A 21,931-nucleotide genomic window follows, 5' to 3' on the forward strand; every position below is an offset into this window, starting at 1 on the left:
TGTAAAGAGAGCACCGATTTAAGGTGTTTTTTAGTTTTTTGTAAATTTATTGTAAATGATAAGTACAATATACCAAGTAAATTGTATAATTCAAATGTATTAAAATATAAATGTAAGGGGCTGTATATGATAATTACTTTTAATTTTTAAAAGAGTCATTTTGATAATGTTTTGTTTAGATAAATAGTTTTTACTTTTCTTTTAAATACTTCGTTTAAATGAATTAGATTAAGTAATTATTGTTCTAGCTTTTTGATAATCAAGACAATCGAAGAAAGGAATCATTTTATGAAAAAATTAAGGCTGTTAACATTTGAAAATATAGTAGAACCCCTTTTAAATGAAGAGGTATCATTTATATACTTTCCTATTGAATGGCTGGACATCGTAGAGATACATTATAAGACGTTTTTATTAACGAGTAAGTTGAAACGTTTGAATAAAAGATTATATGATATGTTTTCGGATATATTGTTTATTCAGCATAATCCGTACGTATTAAATGAAAATATACCATGGATTGTATCAAAAGAACCTATTAAACAAGAGCAACTCGATTATATTTTTCAAAGTTGGTATGAGATTATTCATGATTGGAAGCCAAATAGATTAGTAGAACCACCAAAATATGAATGGCAATCCGATTTGATTTCTAATTTGCCAGTACTACATGATAATGAAACGTATTCTAAGTGGGTACCCGCTTTAATCTCACATATTTTTTGTGAGCGTCCTATATATTTAGAAAATACAAATGAAGAAGAAATCTATTTTTCTCCTCTTAGATCACAAAATATTTGTGAGGCGATGTCAGAGCCGATAAAAGATGAAAAAACACAAGATTTTTTCTCCTATGTATATCGATTCCAATGCATAACCCGTGGTGGTGAGAACGCTCCATTATTAAATATTTCAATAGGGATTCGGAGATTTTATCAAGAATATAATCATCCAGATATTACTTTACTTTTAAGACGGAAACGAGGCATGATATTGATTTCTACCTCAGAGTTTGCGTCAAATAATAAAAAAATACGGTTTGTAAAACTAAAAATACAACAAGCTACAACCGGTATGAAATGGATTAAAATATTTAGAAATTTAAAAGATGATTTTCAAATAGGGGGAGAGGTGGATTTAGACCATATTCTCCAATATCCGAAAGATTATATTGTAGGGGAAAATAAAAGGGTGTTATTTCCATACAATGAGAGAATTTATAAAGTTCAAGGTACTAAAATAGAACCGGGTATAAAAGTAAAGGAAAGAGAGTATTTATTTAAAGAATTTCAGCGTAAATTCTCTTATTTCACAATACTTCCAGAATGTAAAAAGATAGCAACAAATAACAAAAATGAATTATTTCCTTTATTTGCACCAAAAGGATTAGAGACATTAACATTAGAAGTTTGGTCTGAAAATATAGTGCTGGAAATAGAACAAGCATTACTTGAGAGTCAAATTGTTTTGACTAAAGTTGGTGAAAATTCTTATGTTTTGAATACAGATTTTCCAGTGTTATTAAAGATTGTGAGATACAATATTGAAAAGGTGTTACAAAATCCATATAAAATGCAATATTGCCAAAAATATAAAACAAATCTTGTAGATGATGTTACGAAAGCTGTCTATGCTACCGCGGGCGAGCGCAGTGATGCGACATTAGCATTAATCGCATTGAAAAATTGTGATGGACGAGAAAAAATTGATCCAAAACAAATCATTAGAGAGGGATTTGCACGAGCAAACCGTATTTCAACATTTATTAATTTATTTATAGGCCAAAGTGTATCTCGTAAAACAATTGTAAATAGTGTTTTTAGTTTATTAGGGCAAAAAGGATTTTTGAAGCGTAGTTGGAATAAGATAAATTTACCTTGTATATATGTTAATTTATCAATTGAACGAATATCGAAATTTGATTTCTTACCTATTCTTTCAAAAATAAAAGGAAAAGAAATTTTATATAAATTATATGGGAATACAGAATGGCAAACGATTGATTACGTATTATTAAATATAAATAAACATAATGCATTTTTACCACAACCATCAAAGAGAAATGATATGGGAGCTCTTTTTAAACAATATGTTTCCGAAACATTAATGGAAATTGTACAATATGCAAAAGAACAAAATGAACAAGTTTATTTCATTGTAGATGCAAATTTGAGAAGGTATTGGATAAAAGAGTTACAAAATAAAGAAATTAATACAGATATTTTACCTGAAATTGTTCCAGAGGTGTTAAAGGTTCCAAATTTAAATATTATTAGAATAAATACAGGTTTTGATGTACCAAGTTACGGTTTAATAGAATGTGATGATGCTTTAGATAGCATTGGCTTATATGCAGATCAAAAAGGGATGTATTATAGCACTGGTGAATATTCACTTAATTGTAGTGGGATTTTTCAGCGATATATACTTGAAATTCTACCATTAGGTGTAAAACCTGTAGAAAGGGATTATATCGCTAAAATGATACATTACATGTGCTGTAATTCTAGTATGCTTTCGAAAAAGAATGTACACATGACATATTCCATGCATATGGAAAAGGTAATAAAGAGTTATATTACTGACATAGATGCAAGAGAGTTTAAAGAATTTGATGATGAATTGGATGTAGATGTAGTAAAAGTAGAAAAGAAAGATTCAATTATTCTACTTTAAATACTAGTAAACAAATCCTGCTCGTTATATCGATCAGGATTTGTCATTTTTTTATGTAAATAAGGATATCCTTTGTCAAGTATCTTTTCGTTTACATATTTACTTTATGTGCAGACAGGATTAATATGTTTTTTAGAAATACAAAAACTATTTCATATGGAAAAACGATTTTTATTAATTGAAAAAATTTGAAAGGAATGGGGAATTGTGAAGAAATTAGATGTGCTCTTAATGCTACTGAGCGGCCTCTTTCCAATTGCAGGACTTACAAAGCAAATCCCTCTAGAACAATCTATATATATTGGAGGGCTTTTATTTTTTACTAGTTTCGGTAGTTATTTTGCTAAAAAGATGTATTCACGTATATGCAGTTGGATAGCGTATGCGCCATTTATAACATTACTGTTAGTTATTTGGCATCAGGATATTTCAACAAGCTCAATCATAGCAAATGCGAAAATTGCTGCATGTGTCGCGTTAATTCCATGTTTATTCCGTTTTCGTACATATGGACTTACTTTTGGGCTTATTCTCATTATGGGCCGCTTTACTATGGGATATAAAAGAAGTACAGTCGTTAGTCATACTTGAACGCATAACGAGTTTAATGACAAGCCATTATGTATATATATTACTATTAATTGGAGGACTTGTAATAGGAGGATTACTTGCGATGTTCATTCACCGCAAAGAGAAAGATAATAATAAAGAAAATATAAATCTACTTGGACCAAAAAAGAAACGCAAAAGATTATCATTTAAGATTCGTCTTCCAAGATTACCGAAATTAAGGATGAAACTATTTAAGTTTGGTGGGAAAGAATCTAAAAGTAAAATGCCAGAAAAAATCCATGAGTATAAGTACGAAGAACCAGTTGCAACATATGAAATGACAGAGCAAATAAATCCATACAAAGAAAATGCAGTTCAAGGTCAAACAAGGATGGAACGCCGAAGAAATAGGTATAATGCATAATGAAGTTTAATAACCCCGTAATGACTTATCTTAATATTGATAAATCATTACGGTTTTTTTATGTAATGAAATGAAGGTTGCTATTGCGGAGGGGAATAGCATATTTTATAGATAGGAACTAAAATAAGGGGAGGATAAAATGCTTATCATTACATATATATCTGCTTGTATATTATTCTTAGTTAGCTTTTTACATGTATATTGGGCTTTCGGAGGTAATTGGGGGACAAATAGTGTTATTCCAACTAAATCAGGGGAAAAGGCGTTTACACCTCGCACCGGAATGACATTGTTCATTGCATTATTATTAAGTATGGCAGCAATAATTTTGTTGCAACAAGCAAATATTGTTCATTTTGCAGTTCCTAATGTTATTATTCAAGTCGATTCCTGGATTTGTATGATTGTCTTTTCTATTAGAGTAATTGGTGAGTTTAACTATTTTGGTATCTTTAAACGACAAAAAGATACGCACTTTGCAAGAATGGATACGGGTTTATATATTCCACTTTGTGCATTTTTATCTTTATCTTTCTTATTAGCAATAATTTTGTGAGTGAATAATAGTAGTTTCTTTTCTCAACATATATGTAAACGTGAGAAATCTAAGAGTAAATAAAAAGGATGTAAGCGCCTTCTTGTCGAAATGTAAATTATTATGAAAGGCGGTGACACTATGAAGTATGTAAAAGTTAGTATGAATGGTGGAAGTGAACATAAATTCTCAATGACTTTAGATCGGTTTGAAGAACTTATTACTACAGAGAATGGGATATTAGAAAATAAATTAGTATGTATTGAAAATGTAATGATTAATCCTACTAATATATCTTCTGTAGTTGAAAAAATTGGTGTACCGGCTAAGTTTATGGAAGCTTAAAATGTTAGATAAAAAACATCCATTGGGGATGTTTTTTAATTTATAAATATGAAATTGTACAGTGAATATTTGAGTAGATTTTTTAGCAATGACTATGCATATATTAAGTACCTGAACATGGTGCTTAATATATGCACGAAATAATAAGTACAAGCATATAGTATTAAGTAGGACAAGATCTTCGTGTCCTACTTAATACTCAGAAAAAACCTCTAATCACATAAGAGCATCCAATTGCAGGGTGCTCTTATTTTTTATGAAAATCTACTACGAGCCTTATTTTATAGTAGGATGCAATAATAAATAGCTATTTTGAAATAGTGTTTTTTAGCCTTTAATTTTAAATTTATCTTTAACGTTAATAAATATTAAAAATAATATGATAGCAGAAATTAAGTTAGATAAGTAGAAATTTTGATGAAACAGTAGTTCAAAGATGACATCGGAAGTAACGAATAAGGCAATAGCAGGTAGTATGCAAATAAATATAAATCTCCAATTTTTTAAGTAATGTTTATAATTTGTAAGTACTTTATCCATAAATATAGCTCCTATATTTTTGTTTTTATATAATTATACATTTAGATACAAGGATTTTCAAAGTGGCAATATTTAGTAATTCAAAAATATAAGGAGAGCTTTTGTTGAAAATCCAGATTGCTGTAGTAATCTGGATTTAACTTTAAAGAACTATACTAAAATGATACACTATAATCTACGTTATTTTTGAATTGAATAGAGGGATTTGTGTGATAGATAAAATTAAAAATGCTGTAGAGGATATGTACGAAGATGAGGCTAAAGATTTACTTCAAAGTATTCTCATACAGTTAAACTTATTAGAAGAAAACTATACTGAAGATACAATTAAAAATTTGATGGATATTCCGAAACAATTAACAAGTAATCCTACTTATAAAAGGAATGTAAAAGAAAGTATGCACGTACATATTGCTTTTGATGATTCAACGGCTGGTTGCTTAAAATATATGTTAAGTCAAGAAGAATTATTTGAAGAGAGTGTTGTTGCTTTTTCGGAATTCTTTTCAATTGGACCGATATATAGGTTGCATACGAATGAGGGGCAACTAGCAAGACAGAAGTGGTTAATAAATAACTTAACAGCTTATGATAGTTATTTTGAAGAAGAATATTTATCAAGATTTATAGCAACTATAGAAGAACTACATACTATTCCTGTTGAAACGCCTATTACAATTTGGACGGCTGATAATGCACATGAACATGTAGGCCTAAGTTTTGTAATGGCACAATTAAAGGATAAGAAAAACATTCGAGTTATTAATACGTCTGAAGCAAGTAGAGAAATATTAAAACAAGAGTATGATATTCGTGGAACGGGAGAATTACCACCTGAAAGTTTAGCTCTATTCCAAAAAAGTTTTATAAAGCTACCTTATTTAACTGAAGAGAAGCGCATGAAGTTTGAAAATGAGTGGGATAGATTATCGGAAAGCATAGAATGTTTAAGAGTGTGGAAAGAAAATGAAGTGCATTCTGTACAGGAAGATTATTTTGATCAATTTATAATTGAATGCGCGAAAAGTGTGGGTGCTGATCGAGAGTTCCTCAAAGCTCCTAGAGTAATTGGTGAAGCACTTGGTCTTGTTGAACAATTGGTTGGAGATACTTTCTTAGAATATCGTTTGAAACAATTAATTAAACAAGAAGTATTTGAATTTGAAGGTTTGTTAGATGAAATGCGTTTTTATAGTGTGAAGTTAAGGAAATAATAAACACATTCTATTTTTGAAAGGCTCGTATTTTTAATAATACGAGCTTTTTAAGTTGAATTTGGGCTATACATAAGCTTCCCAGAGAGGGCATATCACATATGAATGGTAAAGGTAATGAATGAAAAGAAGGTGATTTGTTAATATGTATAACCAACAAAATTATCCATATGATCAAGCGATGTATTATAATCCACATGACTACGGGTATGAACCTACAAATGAAGTGAGAGATATTGAACAAGAAGATTACAGACCAGATGATGCGGAAGATGCTCCAACGTCACCACCACCGTCACAGGCGCCGTCGTTACCGTCTACATTTGCTTCTCCGGCTCAATCAGGTAATATGAAATCATGGATGTGTAACTGTCTAGGAAGATGGGGCTATTTACGCTTACATCGTCCTGGTCCTTTCGGAAGGGACTTATGGTTTTTTCCGACTGAAGTGAGAAGAAATGGAGTGTCAGGTTACACGTGGCAAGGTGGTCGTCGTCGTAAAGTAAGTTATCGCTATCAACAAATTAGTAATTTTATGTGCTTCGCATAAAGAGAAGTGGGAGAGTGAAACGATTTTACTCTCTCACTTTTTTATTTTTCAATATACGAAGTAAGATTTTGATTAAAAATTTACAATTTTCACGTTTTTATTAGAGTATAATGCATATGTTGGGTTGGTTTTCAAAAACAAATGAGAGTGAGGGAATACAATGTCAATGAAAAACAAAGTTGGGTTAAGCATAGAGGATGGCATTAATTTAGCTTCAGCTCAGTTTAAAGAAGATGCGTATGAAATTTATAAAGAATCGCGAAAAAAACAACCTATATTATTTGTAAACCAAGTTGAAATCGGTAAAGAATGGCTCATTACTAGATATGAAGATGCTCTGCCACTTTTAAAAGATAATCGTTTAAAAAAAAGATTGGACAAATGTGTTTTCTCAAGATATAAAGAACATGTATCTTTCCGTTGATAATAGTGACCACTTAACAACACATATGTTAAATTCAGATCCACCTAACCACAGTCGTTTACGATCTTTAGTTCAAAAAGCTTTTACACCGAAGATGATTGCACAATTAGACAAAAGAATTGAGAGAATAGCAGATGATTTGATAAGTGATATAGAGCGAAAAGGTACATTAAATCTTGTGGATGATTATTCATTTCCATTACCGATTATTGTAATAAGTGAGATGCTCGGTATTCCAAAAGAAGATCAAGCGAAATTTAGAATTTGGTCTCATGCTGTTATTGCATCACCAGAAACACCTGAAGAAATAAAAGAGACCGAAAAACAACTATCTGAGTTTATTACATATCTTCAATATTTAGTTGATATTAAACGAAAAGAGCCAAAAGAAGACTTAGTGAGTGCTTTAATACTTGCAGAGAGTGAAGGACATAAACTTAGCGCTCGGGAACTATATTCAATGATAATGCTATTAATTGTAGCAGGACACGAGACGACAGTGAATTTAATTACAAATACGGTATTAGCACTTCTTGAAAATCCAAATCAATTACAGTTATTAAAAGATAATCCAAAACTAATTGATTCGGCTATTGAGGAAGGATTGCGTTATTATTCTCCAGTTGAGGTTACAACTGCAAGATGGGCAGCGGAACCTTTTCAAATTCACGACCAAACAATCGAAAAAGGAGATATGGTTGTCATTGCCTTAGCTTCTGCAAACCGTGATGAAACTGTATTTGAAAATCCAGAAATATTTGATATTACACGGGAGAACAACCGTCATATTGCCTTTGGTCATGGTAGTCATTTCTGCTTAGGCGCTCCACTTGCGAGGTTAGAAGCAAAGATTGCTATTACTACTTTGTTTAATCGAATGCCTGAACTACAAATAAAAGGCGATCGTGAAGAAATTAAATGGCAAGGTAACTATTTAATGCGTTCTTTAGAGGAATTGCCTTTAACTTTCTAGAATAGTTAAAAGGAGACATGCATACATCGAAAATGATTTACATAGAGTATGTATGTGTTATTTAAATTCGAAACGGAAGGGTGAAAACATCCCAATGATCAACTAATTCTATTTGTAAGAGATCTTCGTTAAAAAACGAAATATTCTTCTGAATAGGGTTAGTCTGTACATTTATAGAAAAGGGATGTATATCGCTCTGCGAATATATAGTCTTTTTATATGATTTGTGCTGCCTCCTGTTCAGAACATGAAATAGGAGGCTTTTTTATGTCGACAAATGTAGTAACGAAACAAAACAATGGGGTATCACAAGTATTAAAAAATCGGTTTGTTCAAGGGATTTTAGCATCAGCATTATTTTTACAAATAGGAATATGGGTTCGAAACTTTGCGGTATTACTATATGTAATGGAAATGACAAAAGGTGATGCTTTTGCTATTTCGATGATTTCAGTTGCTGAATTCGCTCCAATTTTTATTTTTTCATTTATTGGCGGTACTTTTGCTGATAGGTGGAAGCCAAAGAAGACAATGATATGGTGTGAAACGTTAAGTTCCATTTCAGTATTCGTTGTATTAATTACGCTTATGTTTGGAACGTGGAAAATTGTGTTTTTTGTGACACTCATCTCTGCAATCCTTTCACAGTTTTCACAACCATCTGGAATGAAGTTGTTTAAACAACATTTATCAACGGAACAAATTCAATTAGCAATGTCTATATATCAAACGATATTTGCAATATTTATGGTATTAGGACCAATACTAGGGACATTTATCTTTCATAGTTTTGGAATTTATATTTCAATCATCATAACAGGTATTTCGTTTTTACTTGCGGCAGTTGTATTGTTATTCCTTCCGAAAGATCTTGAAAACGACGTAGAAAAGAAGGATATCACTCTGTTGCAGGAGATGAAGGATGGTATTAAGTATGTCAAAAAGAAAAAAGCATTAACTTTGCTAGGGCTTTGTTTTATGGCTGCAGGACTAGGTATAGGATTAATTCAGCCATTAGGTATATTTATTGTGACTAAGCAGTTAGGATTATCAAAAGAGAGTTTACAGTGGCTACTAACAGTAAATGGTGCGGGAATGATTGTTGGCGGAGCATTAGCAATGGTATTTGCGAAAAACGTTGCTCCGCAAAAGATGTTAATTATCGGTATGCTTGGTCAAGCAATTGGTATTGGCATTATAGGATATTCTACAAATTTATGGGTGACACTTACAGCGCAGCTTTTTAGTGGTTTAGCTCTTCCTTGTATCCAAATTGGTATTAATACGCTTATTATTCAAAATAGCGATACCGATTTTATAGGTCGTGTAAATGGTATTTTAAGTCCGCTTTTTACCGGTTCAATGGTAGTAACGATGAGTATAGCTGGCTCATTAAAAGAGATGTTTTCATTAAGTATGATGTATGAAGGGACGGCTTTACTTTTTATAATTGGATTATTGTTTATTTTACCTATATACAATTTAAAGCCAGTAATAGCGGTAGAAAGTGAAATAAGTGGTAAAGGAAGTGCTATACAAAATGAATCCTAATCCAAATGTTAAATACCCTATTGAAGGCAATCCAAACGTTCAATTTATAAAAAATATAATAACAAAACCTAATATACTTGTTGGTGACTATTCTTATTATGATGCGAAAGATGGAGAAACATTTGAAGATCGAGTATTACATCATTATGAATTTCTTGGAGATCGCCTTACTATTGGAAAGTTTTGTTGTATTGCATCTGGAGTTAACTTTATTATGAACGGAGCCAATCATCGGATGGATGGATTTTCGGCATATCCATTTAATATATTTGGAAATGGGTGGGAGAAGTATACACCTAGTTTGTCTGATTTACCTTATAAAGGTGATACAGTTATAGGAAATGACGTTTGGATTGGTATGGATACAACAATTATGCCCGGAATAAAAATAGGGGATGGTGCAATCATTGCAGCTAAATCTGTTGTGACTAGAGACGTCGCACCATATACAATTGTTGGTGGAAACCCTGCAAATAAAATAAAAGAGAGATTTTCAAATGAAATAATTCAAGAATTATTGCAAATTCAATGGTGGCATTTTGATATTGAAAAAATAACTGGAAATATTGATGCTATTGTACGCGGAGATATTGAACCATTAAGAAAGCTAAAAAGGGAATGAAAAACGGATGACAAATAGTATCATACCTCCGAATTTTGTTAATGATAATAGAACAAGGAGGTGTGATACTATGGCACAAGACGTTTTATGTGAAGTAAACAACTGTAAATTTTGGGCGAACGGTAATAAATGTAGTGCAGAGGCAATTTACGTAGTAAGTCATAAAGGTAAACATGCATCTACAACGGAAGAAACAGATTGCAAAACATTCGATCCAGAAGTGTAAATTCTTTAAGGGTAGCCAAATCGTGGTTGCCCTTTTATTAATGATAGTATTGATAATAAATATCATTTTCATTCATTAATTTTAGCTTTTTTTGTTATTTTTTCATATTTTCTTCATAAGTGAAGTAATCCAACTCAATTCATGTTCAATTCGTGATTTACTAAATTCAATGACTTCAGTAATAAAGGGTGAGGTAACCTCTAGAGACTGAATAGCGGTAAGTTGACTATGTAGTACGTTTTGACGTACAGCCAAAATCTCTTTTCTAGCTTCATATTCAAGTTTTTCAAATAGCGCGATACGAACAAGAAATTCTGCATTATTTGTCGCAAGTTTTTCGGGAAACTCTCGTAACATTTCAGAAAAAATTTCTTCTCCTGTTTCTGTTATATCGTACATATTTCGGTTTGGTTTTCCAACTTGTTTATGTATTTTTTTCGTTATAGCACCCATATTTTCAAAGCGACGAAGGGCAGGGTAAAGCATGTTGTGATTTAATTCAAAATTCTCACCTAAACGATTTTGAACATTTTTTTTGATTTCATATCCATGTTTTGGTCCGGTCGTTAATTCTGCTAGTAGTAAAATGTCAACGTACATAAAAATCCCCCTTATATATTTCTCAAGTTCTCTAATGAAAAATCCCCTTTAGTATATGTTAAAATAACATATGATAGTTTATACAACTTTGAACTGCCGACCTATCACTTTTATTGTAAAAGAAAAGGGAGGAAAGAACTATGGCTTCACCTGAAAATGTTATTTTAGTTCATGAAATTTCAAAGCTGAAAACAAAAGAAGAATTATGGAATCCATATGAATGGTATCGTTTGATGAGGGATAATCACCCAGTTCATTATGATGAAGAGCAAGATGTATGGAATGTTTTTTTATATGATGATGTAAATCGTGTTTTATCAGATTATCGCTTATTTTCAAGTAGAAGGGAGCGCAGACAATTCTCAATCCCTCCTTTAGAAACTAGAATAAATATAAACTCTACAGATCCACCAGAACATCGCAATGTACGTTCCATTGTTTCTAAGGCATTTACTCCAAGAAGTTTAGAACAGTGGAAACCTCGAATACAGGTTATCGCAGATGAACTTGTACAACATATCGAAAAATGTAGTGAAGTTAATATCGTTGAACAGTTTGCTGCACCTTTACCTGTTACCGTTATTTCTGATTTATTAGGAGTCCCAACAACAGATCGTAAAAAAATTAAAGAATGGTCTGATATTTTATTTATGCCGTATAGTAAAGAAAAGTTTAATGATCTGGATGCTGAGAAAGGGATAGCATTAAATGAATTCAAAGCATACCTTCTACCGATTGTTCAGGAAAAGAGATATCATTTAACCGATGATATCATTTCTGATTTAATTCGAGCTGAATATGAAGGCGAAAGATTAACCGATGAAGAAATTGTAACCTTTTCATTAGGTTTACTAGCGGCTGGGAATGAAACCACTACAAATTTAATTATTAATAGCTTTTATTGCTTTTTAGTAGATTCACCTGGAATTTATGAAGAGTTAAGAAAAGAACCTAACTTAATTTCAAAAGCGATTGAGGAAGTATTACGCTATCGCTTTCCTGTTACATTAGCCCGGAGGATTACAGAGGATACAAATATATTTGGTTCTTTAATGAAAAAGGATCAGATGATTGTTGCGTGGGTTAGTGCAGCGAATTTAGACGAGAAAAAATTTTCACAAGCCTCTCAATTTAATGTACATCGAACAGGAAATGAAAAGCATTTAACCTTTGGGAAAGGTCCTCACTTTTGCTTAGGAGCACCACTTGCACGTTTAGAGGCTGAGATTGCATTAACTACCTTTATAAATGCTTTTGAAAAAATAGAGCTATCTCCATCTTTCTGTTTAGAAAAATGTATATTGGAAAATGAACAAACATTAAAATACTTACCTATTCGTTTGAAAGCTAAATAAAAATCTTAACAAGGTGCATACATTTGCATCTTGTTTTTTGTTTCTCAATTGTGAGTTTTCGGTAATCACCTTAATATGGAATTGTATAAAACGTAGAGGAGGATTCTTATGTTGACTTGTAATGGAAGTAAATCATTTCAAAAGTTTATTAAAGGTGTTACAGATCTTATGGAAAACGGTTTATTTGAAGAAGAAATAGTGTGTGGCATTGAAAAGTTACTAGAAGAACTTTTAGAAAAGAAAACATGGCTTCCGTTAGATAAACAGAAGGCCAATTTGACTCAATATGCACGACATTTATTGTATGAAGATCCGCTCAAACGTTTTGAAGTACTAGCTCTCGTATGGAAAGATGGACAATCTACACCTTTACATGATCATGACGGCACATGGGGAGTAGAAGGCGTTTTTTCAGGAAGGATTATGGTGCAGAACTTTATACAAACGAAACAACTTGGAAATTCACTTGTTTATTTAACACATACAGGAAATCTTTATTTGGGAGAAGGAGAAACAGATAAAGTAATTCCACCAGCGGATTGTCATATTCTTGAAATTAGCAAAAATGAAAGCGTTATTACGATTCATGTCTATGGAAAACGGTTAGAAAAGTTTAAAGTATATATCCCAACTGAAGAAAAAAATGTGTACATGTGTGAGACAAAATACATTAGTTATAATTCATAGTTTAAAATCCAAAGCTTTTTAAAAAGAAAAGCTTTGGATTTTATTTTTAATTATTTCTTGACCTGAAACGCTTTTCATAAATTATAAATAAGAAGTACCTCACGAGGATTGTATGAAAACGATACCTAATGATTAATTAGAACTCGTGTATTTATAGAAAGTGGTGAAGAAATAATGAAATTAATCGCAATTGATTTAGATGGAACTCTTCTTTCGGGGAATAAAATGATAAGTAAAGAAAATGCAGAAGCAATTCGAACATGTCAAGAAGCTGGCCATGTTGTAGTAATTTGTACAGGACGTTCTATTGTTGACATTGAGCGATTATTGTTAGAAGTTGATTTAGAGTGTCCAATCATTGCGGAAAATGGGGCTCTTATATATAAAGATAAAAAAATGATGAAGAGATATCCAATTCAAAATATGCAGGCACTTGAGATTGTAGAATATCTTGAAGAGAATGGTTTATATTATCAGCTCTATACTGATAAAGGTGTGTATGTACCGGATTATGGAGTAGAGAGTGTACGTAATGAAATTGAGTATGTGAAGAATTCAAAAGAAAATTTCGACTTGAAAGAGTTAGAAACAATCGCAGCATTATATCTTGAGCATACAGCGTTTCATAGTGCGGAAAGTTGTAAACCAATTGTAGAAACAGATATACATGTGCATAAACTATTACCATTTTCTTATGAAATTGAGAAATTAAAAAAACTCAAAGAAACATTTCTTCATAATACAGATTTAGCAATTACATCTTCATATTGGCACAATTTAGAGATTAATCATCGAGATGCTCAAAAAGGGAATGGATTATATACTTTAGCAGAACATCTTAATATTCCGGTTGAAAACACTGTAGCGATAGGTGATGGGCTAAACGATGTTTCTATGATGGAAAAAGCGAACATATCAATTGCAATGGGGAATGCAGTAGAAGAAATAAAAGCAATGTGTAAATACGAAACGTTATCAAATGAAGAACATGGTGTGGCACATGCTTTATATAAATATGTAATGTAATTAAAAAAGAAAAAAGAATCCAAGTGGATTCTTTTTTCTTTTTATTAGGGGTAAGGTATTCTATGAGATTCATAGAAGCCTTATTACATTTTATTATATAGAATATATTGGAATAAATGTTTATATTTTTCATAAAAATTGTGAATATTTTATGAACTTTATACTTATTGCATGTTTATACCGCTATTAGTAACGTGTATGACTCTCAAGTGAAAATTCAGTGAATGTAAGGAGGAATTCAAGTTACCTAGACAATAAGTGAGGAATCAACGAAATATATACTAATTAAAGGTATCTTCAGTATATATATTCTTTTCTTGTTTTAAGTGAAAAATAAAATTTGTTCGAATAATTATTCTACAGCTATATACCTACACTAGCTTTCTTCGTATAATGAAGAAGTATGAATTTTAGATTTGTATGAATTTTACATATTGAGGTGAAAAAGGAATGAATTCGCGGCTAATGGAACTTATTGATGTGAGTACAATAGAAACCATGGCAGAACAATTTTATCAATTAACTAACATATCACATCAACTTCTTGATGCTGAAAAAGAGTGTGTTTTTTCATTCGGAATGAATGAGATAAAAAAGAGTAAACTTCCAAAGATTGAAATCCCCATTTTCTTATACAATCAACATTTAGGATCTTTTGTTGTATGGTCCAAAAAAAGTGAAATTTTTAGTTGTCAAAAATACTTCGAAATGCTCTCAAGTTTAATTTTAGATGGCGCAATAAAAGTATTTCAAAGTAAAAATACAACGTTGCTTTCTCGGAAAGAGGAGGAACTACATACGATTTTACAAAACATGCCTGTTATGGTCGATGCGCTTGATTATAATGGAGATTTTGTTTTGTGGAATCGAGAATGTGAAATTGTAACAGGTTATACCGCTGAAGAAATAATTGGAAATCCCAATGCACTGCAATTACTGTATCCTGATTATAATTATCGCCATCAAATACAAAAGAAATTTTTAACTTGTGGAAAAAATTTCAGAGATTGGGAAATGCACTTAACATGTAAAAATGGTGAAGTCAAAACAATAATGTGGTCGAATATATCAGAACAGTTTCCTGTAACAGGATATAGTTATTGGGCTGTTGGTGTAGATATTACACATTTAAAAGCGATAGAAGAGCAGTTAAAACAACAAACATCTGAACTGGAATTAATTTTTAAAGCTTTACCAGATTTATGTTTCTTAACAGAAGATGATGGTACAATTATAGATTACAAGGCAGGATCTCCTACAAAGTTTTACGTACCCGCAGAAGCTTTTATGGGAAAAAAGTTTTACGAAGTATTACCATCTTCAGTAGCACAGCAGTTTCAGGAAGCCATTAATCAAGTGAAGGAAAAAGGAACGAATGTAATTGTAGAATATCCACTCACACTTAATGGAAGTATTGATTTCTTTGAGGCTAGGTGCTTACCATTATTACATGATAAAATTATGATTATTGTACGCGACATTACAGAGCGAAAAAAGACAGAAGAATTGCTAAATAAATCAGATACACTTGCAGCAATTGGTCAATTAGCAGCTGGCGTGGCTCATGAAGTAAGAAATCCTTTAACTGTAATTAAAGGTTTTATACAGTTATTCCAAATTAATAAAGAAGATCAAGAAAAATATTTTGATCTTATGCTTTCTGAAATTGAAAGGATAGAAGCAATCCTACAAGAATTTCTATCAATTGCCAAAACAGATGAGATAAACACAGAAAAGAAAAATATTTATCAAATTTTTAAAAATGTCGTATCGTTAATGAATACAAAAGCAATTATGACAAATATTCAAGTTGAACTATTTACAGATGACAAAGATATAATTATTGAATGCTCAGAAAATCAATTGAAACAAGTATTTATTAATATTTTGCAAAATTCAATCGAAGCTATGCCAAATGGTGGGGAAATTTCAATTCACATAAAAGAAATAAATGATGATGGTGTCATCATTCATGTAATAGATGAAGGAATAGGAATACCTGAAGAAAGAATTAAGAGATTAGGTGAACCTTTTTATAGTACGAAAGAAAAAGGGACTGGTATTGGATTAATGTTAAGTTATAAAATTATTGAAAGTCATCAAGGGACAATTAGTATCATGAGCGAGGTTGGTGTCGGGACAACAGTAACTATTTACTTACCGAAAGTACTAAGTAAACAATCTCTTTCTAATTGTGACGACAAATGTATAGCAATACGCAATAGTAGTAATTCTTAAATCAATTAATACCCAATAACAAAGCGATTAGTGAAAACTAAGCTTTTTGTTATTGGGTATTTTTTATATTTAATTTAGTAAACTTTACCGTTTCTTTACCTTTGTTTTAATTTCTATTAAGTTTTAAACACTATATTAATATTTGTACAAAGCAATGTATAGAAATTGTACATTACTTTTAATATAGAAATGTGATTATTATTTGGAATATTGTAAGGAGGAGATTATGACAAGGTGAAAAAGCAAGAGAAGAAAAGTGGTAGAGTAGTACCTCTCCGGTTAAATATTTTATTCCTTTGTGTATTTTTATTATTTTCTGGCATTATTATTCAGTTAGGGAAAGTGCAAATTTTTGATGGAGAAACATATAAAAATGAAGTAGAGAAGAGAGAAAATGCAACCGTGGGCCTTTCTGTACCACGTGGGAAAATATTTGATCGTGAAGGAAATCCAGTAGTTGATAATAAGTCTTTACGTACGATTACATATACAAAGGTGAAAGGTGTAAAACAAGAAGAAATATTAAAATCAGCAAGACAACTTGCAGATATTATTGAAATGCCACAAGAAGATATAGATAAGTTAACTGAGACTGATAAGAAAGACTTTTGGATGCAATTAAATCCAGAACTTGCTCAAGACTTAGTATCAAAAAAAGAAATAGATAAGTTCCGAGATAAGGATATTACCGGAAAAGAGCTAGACAAAAAAATAGAAGATTTAAAAAGGAAACGCGTTACAGACAAAAATCTTCAAGAACTAACGGCTAAAGATATAGAAGTGTTAGCTATTAAAAGTAAAATGACCTCAGATTTTCAAATGGCACCTCAAATTATTAAAAAGGACGTTAGTGAACAGGAATATGCGGTGATTAGTGAAAATTTAGCGAACCTTCCAGGAGTAGACGCATCAGTTGATTGGGAGAGAATCTATGTAAATGATGGTCTATTCCGTTCTGTTCTTGGTAACGTTTCAAACGCTGATGAAGGATTGCCACGTGAACGATTAGATTATTATTTAGTGCGTGATTATAGCCGAAATGATAGGGTCGGCAAAAGTTATATCGAACAGCAATACGAAGATGTACTTCATGGTACAAAAAAAGAAGTAAGAAGCATTGCTGATAAACAAGGAAATACTATTAGAACGGAAACTGTTACTGAAGGGAAAAGCGGTAAAAATTTAACTTTAACAATAGATATGGAATTGCAAAAAAAAGTAGAGGAGAGCATAGAAAAAATATTAAAACAATATAAAGGATCAGAATCAATGTTAGACCGTGCTTTCGTAGTGATGATGAATCCTAAAAATGGCCAAGTATTATCAATGGCTGGGAAAAGGCTTGTAGAAAAAGACGGGAAAATGGAAGTAGAAGATTATGCTTTAGGCACGCTGACAAGTTCATATGAGCTTGGATCAACGGTTAAAGGTGCGACAGTGTTAACAGGGTTTGAAACAAATGCAATAACTCCTGGAACACATTTTTATGATGCACCTATGAAGTTTAAAGGAACTAAGGAAAAAAAGTCTTGGAAAAATTTTGGTGATATAGACGATCTAAGAGCGTTACAAGTTTCTTCAAACGTTTATATGTTTAATATAGCATTAAAAATTGCTGGTGTGGATTATGTGAAAAATAGTTCACTAGATATTAAACAAGAATATTTTGATAAAATGAGATATTATTTCAGGCAATTTGGACTAGGCGTACAAACTGGTATTGATTTACCGAATGAAACTGCAGGGCAAATTGGAAAAAAAGATAATCAGCCTGGTTTCTTATTAGATTATTCTATTGGGCAATATGATACGTATACACCACTTCAGCTTGCACAATATATTTCGACTATCGCAAATGGAGGATATCGAATGAAACCACAAATTGTTCAAGAGGTTAGAGAACAAACCGTTCAAAAAGATGAGGTTGGTAAAGTAGTACAATCAATAGAACCCGTTGTTTTAAATAGAATCGATATGAAACAAGAATATATTAATCAAGTAAAAGAAGGATTTAGAAAAGTATTTCAAGAAGGAGATGGAACAGGAGTAAGAGCGTTCCAAAAAGCACCATATAAACCAGCTGGTAAAACAGGGACCGCACAAACTGTATATGGTGGAGAAAATGCAATTGGGCGAAATGCGAAAGGCGATCGTAGAGAATGTTATAACTTAACATTAGCTGGATATGCGCCATATGATGATCCAGAAGTAGCATTTTCTGTTGTAGTACCGTGGGTTGAAAATGATAAATCGGGCATTAACTCCGATATTGGAAAAGAAGTTTTAGATGCTTATTTTGATTTGAAGAATAAGCGGTTAACTGGTGAAGCGCCAAAAACAGATGCCTCTAAAGAGAATTAAAATGTACGAAACGTCTCTAGCATTCCTGTAAACTAGAGGCGTTTTTATCTGGGGATAGATTAGAAATGAGGTATATATGAAGCTGTTTATTCTAAAATATTGGAGGAACATATGTAGCTACATATTAATTATAATAGGGGTTATTTTTATTAATAAGTCCTTTTTATTTTGTATGGTAGAAGGAATTTCGATGCAACCTACTTTGAATGAAAAAGATTATATACTTGTTAATAAGGTAAAGGTAAAAAGCGTGATGAGTCGTATATACATTTAGATATGACACAAGTATCCAATCGTTTTTCAAATTTTAGAGAAATAAAAGTTCCTACGCATAAATTATTTGTGTTAGGTGATAATCGTAATCATAGTAAAGATAGTAGGAATACACTTGGACTTATTGATGAATCAAATATAATAGGTAAAGTAGAAATGGTATTTTATCCATTTGATCATATAAAATGGATAAAATAATTCTATTAACGATTCACATTTTATAAAATAAATCATATATTGATAGCATAGGACAAGCAGAAAAGCTTGTTCTAACCTCACAGAACACTCCTTATCACGGTTAGGCATCTACATAGGTAGATGCTTTTTTTTATGTTGATGACTGAAAATTATTTATCAATATAATGTAGCAAGCATATTAGGACTATTAGGGGAAGATTACTTGTACAAATAACAGTATGCTTAATTAAAACAATGAAATGTAAGGAGTGAGGAATAAGTGCTAAATATTTTAGTGGTTAATTTTCCAGCAGAGGGACATGTAAACCCTACATTAAATTTAGTAAAAGCCTTTACTGAACGAGGGGATAACGTACATTATATTACAACGGCAAACTTTAAGGATAGAATTGAAGATTTAGGAGCTACTGTACATATTCATCCGGATCTATTAAAAGAGATTTCTATTGATGCTGAAACCTCATCTGGGTTAAATGCTTTCTTTCATGTGCATGTTCAAACTTCTTTATATATATTAGAAATTACGAAACAATTATGTGAAAGTATAAATTTTGATTTCGTAATTTATGATATATTTGGCGCAGGAGAGTTAGTAAAGGAGTATTTACAAGTTCCAGGTGTAGTGTCCTCACCTATATTTTTAATTCCGCCAGAATTTTTGAAGACATTACCTTTTCATCCAAATGCAGATATACCATTCCAACCAGAGGAAATATCTGGAAAATTACTAAACCAGATGGAACATAAATTTGGAGTAAAACCAAAGAATAATCTTCAATTTATGAATAATAAGGGTGATGTTTGTCTCGTATACACAAGTCGCTATTTCCAACCTAATAACGAATCGTTCGGAGAAAATAATATTTTTATTGGACCGAGTATTTCAAAGCGTAAAACAAATATAAAGTTTCCACTGGAATCACTTAAAGAAAAGAAAGTTATTTATATTTCAATGGGAACACTGCTTGAAGGACTCGAACCATTCTTTAATACTTGTATTGATACTTTTTCAGATTTTGATGGGATAGTTGTAATGGCAATTGGTGATAGAAATGATATCTCTAAAATTAAGAAAGCACCAGATAATTTTATAATTGCTCCATACGTACCTCAATCAGAAATATTAAATGAAGCAGATGTTTTTATTACACATGGCGGTATGAATAGCGTACACGATGCCATTCATTATAATGTCCCATTTGTAATAATACCGCATGATAAAGACCAGCCAATGATAGCGCAAAGATTAACTGAGCTTGAAGCGGCACATAGACTATTGAAAGAACATGTTAATGTGCACACTTTAAAAGAGGCCGTAACAGATGCTCTTTCAAATGAAAAGTATAAACATGGTATAAAAAAACTTAATGATAGCTTTTTAGAATGTGGTGGTTCAAAAGAAGCAATTGCAGTTATTGAATCTCTTTTAAATAAAGTAAAACTTTAATCGGTAGGGATTTTACTACCCATAAATAGCGGGATAAATAGTCGTAACTGTATACAAGCATAGAGGTTCTCACCTTTATGCTTGTATATTCTTATCCAGCAAATTGCACAGCAGTATTTGCATGTAAAAAAGCAGTATCAAAAACGGGAACAGTAAGATCATTTTGGGAGATGAGTAAAGGTATTTCAGTACAGCCTAATAATATACCTTCAGCTCCGTTTTGAATTAATGATTTTGTAATTTGTAATAACTTTTCTTTAGATGTTTCTGAAATGATCCCTCTACTTAATTCATCTAATATGACATGGTGGATAAAGGTTCTTTCCTCTTCATTTGGGATAATTGTCTCAATGTTATATTTCGCTAATCGTGATTTATAGAAATCTTGCTCCATCGTTTGTTTTGTTCCTAATAGTCCGATACGTTTTATATTCTGTTCTACCATTTCTTTAGCACTTACATCACCAATGTGAAGAAGCGGGATAGATATTGCTTGTTCTACTTCCTCGGCAAATAGATGTACGGTATTTGAACACATTAATAAACATTCAGCCCCAGATTTTTCAACTTTCTTTGCAACTGTAACTAGTTCATTTTTCACTTCTTCATATTGATGGTTTTGTAATAAAGTAGTTACTTCACCAAAGTCCATACTATATAAAACTAACTTTGCATTTTGATCGTATTGAGAGAGTGTAAGTGTATTAATATGTTTATAGTATAATGATGTAGATTCCCAACTTAATCCTCCAATCAAACCAATAACTTTCATAATGCATTCCTCCCGAAACGATTTTGAATTTATTATTTCATAATTCCGATAAGAATACAATGATTTAAATGATCTATTTAACAAAAAATAAAAATAGTAAGAAAAGTGTTGAAATTAACATTCTTTAGTGCCATAATACGAATTACAAATTAATACTTATCCAGAGAGGTGGAGGGAACGGCCCTAAGAAACCTCAGCAACCCCTATGCAATTTTATAGGAAGGTGCTAATTCCGCAGAGGACACGATGTGTTTTTTGAAAGATAAGAGGATTCTTGAACGTGAAAGAAAATGACCTCTTATGTAAGAGGTCATTTTTTTGTTGTATAGAAAGGGAGTGTCG

The 21,931-nt window shown here is 31.6% G+C and carries 17 protein-coding genes, 3 pseudogenes and 1 riboswitch; of the genes and pseudogenes, 17 read left to right on the top strand and 3 right to left on the bottom strand.

Features of this window, described 5'->3' with window-relative positions:
* The first annotated feature begins 288 nt into the window (after positions 1-288).
* The 4 genes and pseudogenes from MR169_RS18285 to MR169_RS18300 all read left to right on the top strand — a co-directional run bounded on the left by MR169_RS18285 (position 289) and on the right by MR169_RS18300 (position 4,532).
* Complete coding sequence (locus tag MR169_RS18285; protein WP_242319797.1) at positions 289-2,676, top strand: RNaseH domain-containing protein; 2,388 nt, start codon at positions 289-291, stop codon at positions 2,674-2,676.
* Positions 2,677-2,883: 207 nt separating this feature from the next.
* Positions 2,884-3,652, top strand: a pseudogene (locus tag MR169_RS18290) (DUF3959 family protein).
* A gap of 139 nt (positions 3,653-3,791) precedes the next feature.
* Positions 3,792-4,208: a DUF3995 domain-containing protein gene (locus MR169_RS18295; RefSeq protein WP_242319798.1), complete on the top strand. Its 417-nt coding sequence runs from the start codon at positions 3,792-3,794 to the stop codon at positions 4,206-4,208.
* Positions 4,209-4,328: 120 nt separating this feature from the next.
* Entirely contained in the window at positions 4,329-4,532 is a 204-nt protein-coding gene (locus MR169_RS18300; RefSeq protein WP_000878369.1) for a hypothetical protein, read from the top strand.
* 327 nt (positions 4,533-4,859) lie between these two features.
* Here MR169_RS18300 and MR169_RS18305 read toward each other — a convergent pair whose 3' ends face one another.
* The gene (locus MR169_RS18305) at positions 4,860-5,072 is read right to left on the bottom strand and encodes a hypothetical protein (protein ID WP_000362070.1); all 213 of its coding nucleotides are present in this window, start codon (positions 5,070-5,072) and stop codon (positions 4,860-4,862) included.
* A gap of 209 nt (positions 5,073-5,281) precedes the next feature.
* Here MR169_RS18305 and MR169_RS18310 point away from each other — a divergent pair, with 209 nt between their 5' ends.
* The 6 genes and pseudogenes from MR169_RS18310 to MR169_RS18335 all read left to right on the top strand — a co-directional run bounded on the left by MR169_RS18310 (position 5,282) and on the right by MR169_RS18335 (position 10,632).
* Positions 5,282-6,286, top strand: coding sequence for a DUF1835 domain-containing protein (locus MR169_RS18310; RefSeq protein WP_242319799.1), 1,005 nt, complete (start codon positions 5,282-5,284; stop codon positions 6,284-6,286).
* A gap of 145 nt (positions 6,287-6,431) precedes the next feature.
* Positions 6,432-6,836, top strand: a complete 405-nt coding sequence (locus tag MR169_RS18315; protein WP_000282681.1) for a hypothetical protein — start codon at positions 6,432-6,434, stop codon at positions 6,834-6,836.
* A 160-nt stretch (positions 6,837-6,996) separates the two neighbouring features.
* Positions 6,997-8,233: pseudogene (locus tag MR169_RS18320) on the top strand (cytochrome P450 family protein).
* Between the two features lie 267 nt (positions 8,234-8,500).
* The gene (locus MR169_RS18325; protein WP_242319800.1) at positions 8,501-9,784 is read left to right on the top strand and encodes an MFS transporter; all 1,284 of its coding nucleotides are present in this window, start codon (positions 8,501-8,503) and stop codon (positions 9,782-9,784) included.
* Positions 9,774-10,406, top strand: a complete 633-nt coding sequence (locus MR169_RS18330) for a Vat family streptogramin A O-acetyltransferase (protein WP_242319806.1) — start codon at positions 9,774-9,776, stop codon at positions 10,404-10,406. The genes MR169_RS18325 and MR169_RS18330 overlap by 11 nt, the downstream gene beginning before the upstream one ends.
* Before the next feature lie 70 nt (positions 10,407-10,476).
* Positions 10,477-10,632, top strand: a complete 156-nt coding sequence (locus MR169_RS18335) for a DUF1540 domain-containing protein (RefSeq protein ID WP_000046095.1) — start codon at positions 10,477-10,479, stop codon at positions 10,630-10,632.
* 102 nt (positions 10,633-10,734) lie between these two features.
* Here MR169_RS18335 and MR169_RS18340 read toward each other — a convergent pair whose 3' ends face one another.
* Positions 10,735-11,232 (bottom strand): PadR family transcriptional regulator, encoded by a 498-nt coding sequence (locus MR169_RS18340; RefSeq protein WP_000289120.1) that lies wholly within the window; start codon positions 11,230-11,232, stop codon positions 10,735-10,737.
* Between the two features lie 140 nt (positions 11,233-11,372).
* Here MR169_RS18340 and MR169_RS18345 point away from each other — a divergent pair, with 140 nt between their 5' ends.
* The 7 genes and pseudogenes from MR169_RS18345 to MR169_RS18375 all read left to right on the top strand — a co-directional run bounded on the left by MR169_RS18345 (position 11,373) and on the right by MR169_RS18375 (position 20,817).
* Positions 11,373-12,587, top strand: a complete 1,215-nt coding sequence (locus tag MR169_RS18345) for a cytochrome P450 (protein ID WP_000168022.1) — start codon at positions 11,373-11,375, stop codon at positions 12,585-12,587.
* 108 nt (positions 12,588-12,695) lie between these two features.
* The gene (locus MR169_RS18350) at positions 12,696-13,274 is read left to right on the top strand and encodes a cysteine dioxygenase family protein (RefSeq protein WP_000954437.1); all 579 of its coding nucleotides are present in this window, start codon (positions 12,696-12,698) and stop codon (positions 13,272-13,274) included.
* Positions 13,275-13,448: 174 nt separating this feature from the next.
* The gene (locus MR169_RS18355; RefSeq protein WP_242319801.1) at positions 13,449-14,300 is read left to right on the top strand and encodes a Cof-type HAD-IIB family hydrolase; all 852 of its coding nucleotides are present in this window, start codon (positions 13,449-13,451) and stop codon (positions 14,298-14,300) included.
* A gap of 450 nt (positions 14,301-14,750) precedes the next feature.
* Complete coding sequence (locus tag MR169_RS18360; protein ID WP_001088569.1) at positions 14,751-16,538, top strand: ATP-binding protein; 1,788 nt, start codon at positions 14,751-14,753, stop codon at positions 16,536-16,538.
* Positions 16,539-16,772: 234 nt separating this feature from the next.
* The gene (locus MR169_RS18365) at positions 16,773-18,899 is read left to right on the top strand and encodes a peptidoglycan D,D-transpeptidase FtsI family protein (protein ID WP_242319802.1); all 2,127 of its coding nucleotides are present in this window, start codon (positions 16,773-16,775) and stop codon (positions 18,897-18,899) included.
* Positions 18,900-18,975: 76 nt separating this feature from the next.
* Positions 18,976-19,370: pseudogene (gene lepB, locus MR169_RS18370) on the top strand (signal peptidase I).
* A gap of 259 nt (positions 19,371-19,629) precedes the next feature.
* Complete coding sequence (locus MR169_RS18375) at positions 19,630-20,817, top strand: macrolide family glycosyltransferase (protein WP_242319803.1); 1,188 nt, start codon at positions 19,630-19,632, stop codon at positions 20,815-20,817.
* A 91-nt stretch (positions 20,818-20,908) separates the two neighbouring features.
* Here MR169_RS18375 and MR169_RS18380 read toward each other — a convergent pair whose 3' ends face one another.
* A complete protein-coding gene (locus MR169_RS18380; RefSeq protein WP_063547418.1) occupies positions 20,909-21,589 on the bottom strand; it encodes an aspartate/glutamate racemase family protein in 681 nt (226 codons plus the stop codon).
* Positions 21,590-21,742: 153 nt separating this feature from the next.
* A riboswitch (SAM riboswitch) is annotated at positions 21,743-21,858 on the top strand.
* Positions 21,859-21,931 lie beyond the last annotated feature (73 nt).

Origin of the sequence: Bacillus cereus group sp. BfR-BA-01349 (assembly GCF_022663795.1) — a bacterium.
GTDB classification, from domain to species: Bacteria; Bacillota; Bacilli; order Bacillales; family Bacillaceae_G; genus Bacillus_A; species Bacillus_A cereus.